At 33.1% G+C, this 3,279-nt stretch carries 5 protein-coding genes; all 5 read left to right on the top strand.

The annotated features are described in order from the left end of the window. The first annotated feature begins 103 nt into the window (after positions 1-103). The gene (locus ACW2QF_RS03170; protein WP_455714546.1) at positions 104-643 is read left to right on the top strand and encodes a YqeG family HAD IIIA-type phosphatase; all 540 of its coding nucleotides are present in this window, start codon (positions 104-106) and stop codon (positions 641-643) included. Continuing rightward, positions 624-1,067 carry a type II 3-dehydroquinate dehydratase gene (gene aroQ / locus ACW2QF_RS03165; RefSeq protein ID WP_455714545.1) on the top strand — a complete coding sequence of 148 codons (444 nt, stop codon included), beginning with the start codon at positions 624-626 and terminating at the stop codon, positions 1,065-1,067. Before ACW2QF_RS03170 ends, aroQ begins: the two co-directional genes overlap by 20 nt. Positions 1,068-1,100: 33 nt before the next feature. Continuing rightward, the gene (locus ACW2QF_RS03160; RefSeq protein ID WP_455714544.1) at positions 1,101-2,168 is read left to right on the top strand and encodes a M24 family metallopeptidase; all 1,068 of its coding nucleotides are present in this window, start codon (positions 1,101-1,103) and stop codon (positions 2,166-2,168) included. Between the two features lie 158 nt (positions 2,169-2,326). Continuing rightward, the gene (gene efp, locus ACW2QF_RS03155) at positions 2,327-2,884 is read left to right on the top strand and encodes an elongation factor P (RefSeq protein WP_455714543.1); all 558 of its coding nucleotides are present in this window, start codon (positions 2,327-2,329) and stop codon (positions 2,882-2,884) included. A gap of 87 nt (positions 2,885-2,971) precedes the next feature. Then, a partial coding sequence (locus tag ACW2QF_RS03150; protein ID WP_455714542.1) for an SHOCT domain-containing protein occupies positions 2,972-3,279 on the top strand: 308 nt, incomplete at its 3' end.

Raw genomic sequence — 3,279 nt, 5'->3', positions numbered from 1 at the left:
GAGTAAATAAGAATATGTTGCTATAATATAGGTTAGCTTGTACAATACCTTTGGCAACAAGGTTAATGTTGCTTTAATTTCTACAAAAAGATAGGAGTTTTCAATGCTAGAGAAATTTTATCCAGACGAGTATGTAGACAGTGCATATTCAATTGACTTTCAAACGTTATTTGATATGGGATATCGAGGAATCCTGTTTGACATCGATAATACACTTGTTGAGCATGGTGCAGATGCTACAGAACGTGCAAAAAATCTATTTGTTAAGTTGAGAGAAATTGGCTTCTCCGTATGTTTAATTTCGAATAATCAAAAAGAGCGTGTAGAAAGATTTAATAAAGATATTCAAGCTAATTATATCTATAATGCACATAAACCAAGCACTAAGAATTACTTTAAGGCAATGGAGTTAATGGGAACAACACCAAAGAATTCGGTCTTCGTTGGAGATCAATTATTTACTGATGTATATGGTGCAAAACGAGCAGGAATGACTTCGTATTTGGCAAAACCAATTGACTCAAAAGAAGAGATACAAATTGTGCTTAAGAGATATCTAGAGCGAATTGTGTTACATTACTATAAAAAGCACTTATTAAACAAACATAAGGATGGTAGTAACTATGAGAATACTAATCATTAATGGGCCCAACATTAACTTTATTGGTATACGTGAAAAGGAAATCTATGGGCAAGAGGGATTTGCTAAACTATTAAAAATGTTAGAACAAAAGGCAAAAGAAGAAGGGATTGAGATTGAAACTTTCCAAAGCAATGGGGAAGGTGAGATTATTGATCGTATTCAAAAAGCATATTTTGAAGAAATGGACGGTATAATCATCAATCCAGGTGCTTATACTCATTATAGCTATGCAATTTGTGATGCATTGGCATCTGTTGAAATGCCTAAGATAGAGGTACATATCTCCAATGTACATAAAAGAGAGGTTTTCCGTCATGTATCAGTAACTGCACCAGCTTGTACGGGACAGATTGTTGGTTTGGGGTTAGATGGTTACCTGTATGCAATAGAAGCAATTAAATCTATGATATCCAAGCAAAAGTAACAAACATAATTTCTAAAGTTGGAGGTAATACTAATGAATGTTAAAGAAAGAGTTATCAATGTTTTAAATGAATTAAATATAGATGCGGTTTTAGTATCTGACGGCTATAACATGCGTTATATCAGTGGATTTTCTGGAGCAACAGGATATCTATATGTATCAAGAAATCGTAATGTAATCTTAACTGATTTCCGCTATACAATCCAAGCAAATAGTGAAAGCAATGGATTTGAGGTAATCGAAATTGGTAAAGGTGGTTACACAGAAGCAATTAATGATTTATTAGATGCGGATAAAGTTGAAAGACTTGGATTTGAAGATGAAAATCTTCTATTTTCAACTTATAGTAATTTGAATGAAAAACTTCATAAAAAAGAAATGGTTCCAGTTAAAAGAGCTTTAACTAATCTAAGAATTGTAAAAACAGCAGAAGAACTTGAGAATATTAAGATGGCTGAACATATTGGTGATATTGCGTTCTCTAAAATTCTTGAAGTAATCAAACCGGGTATGACAGAATTAGAAGTAGCAGCATATCTTGAATTTTTCTTGAAAACAAATGGAGCACAAGGTCTAAGTTTTGATTCGATCGTTGCTTCAGGTGTGAATTCATCTATGCCACATGCAACACCATCTTCAAAGAAAATTGAACTAGGTGACTTCGTTACTATGGATTTTGGTTGTCTATACAACGGTTATTGCTCAGATATGACAAGAACAATCGTTGTTGGTAAAGCATCTCAGGAACAAAAAGATGTCTACAACACAGTATTGAAAGCACAGTTAGCTGCGCTTGAAGCAATTCATGCAGGTGTGGTAGGTAAAGATATTGATAAAATTGCTAGAGATATTATCGATTCGACAAAATACAAAGGTTGCTTTGGACATGGTCTTGGACACAGTGTTGGTTTATATATACATGAAGATCCTAGATTCTCTTCTGCAGAAGAAAGTGTTATCTTAGCTAATGTAACGGAAACAGTGGAACCAGGTATTTACATTAAAGACTTCGGTGGTGTACGAATTGAAGATTTAGTAGTAGTTACGGAAGACGGCCATATTAATTTCACACATTCAGAGAAGCAATTGATTGAATTATAATAATAACTAATATGTAATACTTAAAAAAAACAGTTGAAAAATAGCGAATAATATTATAAACTTAATAGAGTTGATAATATGGGTTATCACGGTTTTTGTCTGTTGCTTTATTGCAACAGAACGTTAGATATGCAAAAGCATTAAGGAGGAATATCATAATGGTATCAGCAGGCGATTTTAGAAACGGCTTGACTATCGAATTAGATAACGGAATTTATCAAGTAATTGATTTCCAACATGTTAAACCAGGTAAAGGTGCAGCGTTCGTTAGAACTAAATTAAGAAATATTAAAAATGGTGGTGTTGTAGAAAAAACTTTCAGACCAACTGAAAAGTGTCCACAAGCTCACATCGAAAGAAAAGATATGCAATATTTATATTCAGATGGTGATTTATTCCACTTCATGGATGTAGAAAATTATGAACAAATTGCTATGAGCGAAGATCAAGTAGGAACTTCATTGAAATTCGTTAAAGAAAACGATATGGTTAAGATGTGTTCTCACAACGGAAATGTATTCGCTATCGAGCCACCTCTATTTGTTGAACTTGAAATCACAAATACAGAACCTGGTGTGAAAGGTGATACTGCAACTGGTGCTACTAAACCTGCTACAGTTGAAACTGGTGCTACAATTTATGTACCTTTATTCGTTAATCAAGGAGATAAAATCAGCATCGATACTCGTACTGGAGAATATCTAAAGAGAGTTTAATTTTAATATAAGAATTTGTTTGACGCAATTATTAGAGAATAAAATTTTCTATAGTTGCGTCTTTTTAAAATCAAAGGGAGGGCTGTTATGAATAAGAGAGTGAGGGTAAAGCCAAGTAAAGGTCAATCAATGGTGGGATTTTTTTGTGGTCTAATATTTTGCTTTATTGGTATGTTTATTGTAATTCCAACTTTCGGTCCATTTGGAATTATATGGACGCTATTTGCGATTATTATGACAATTTCACAAGCAATCAATGCATTCACAGATAAGGGGATTGCATCTCATGAAATTTTGATTGATGATCAAGAAGAAGTAAACAACTCTAAGAATAGAAAGACTTCAGAAGAAAGAATGAACGAATTACAAGATTTGTACAATAAAGGATTTATTAC

It is taken from the genome of Anaerosporobacter sp. (assembly GCF_965301125.1).
Note: the sequence above shows the minus strand (reverse complement) of the source record. Positions and strands in the feature narration are given on the sequence as shown.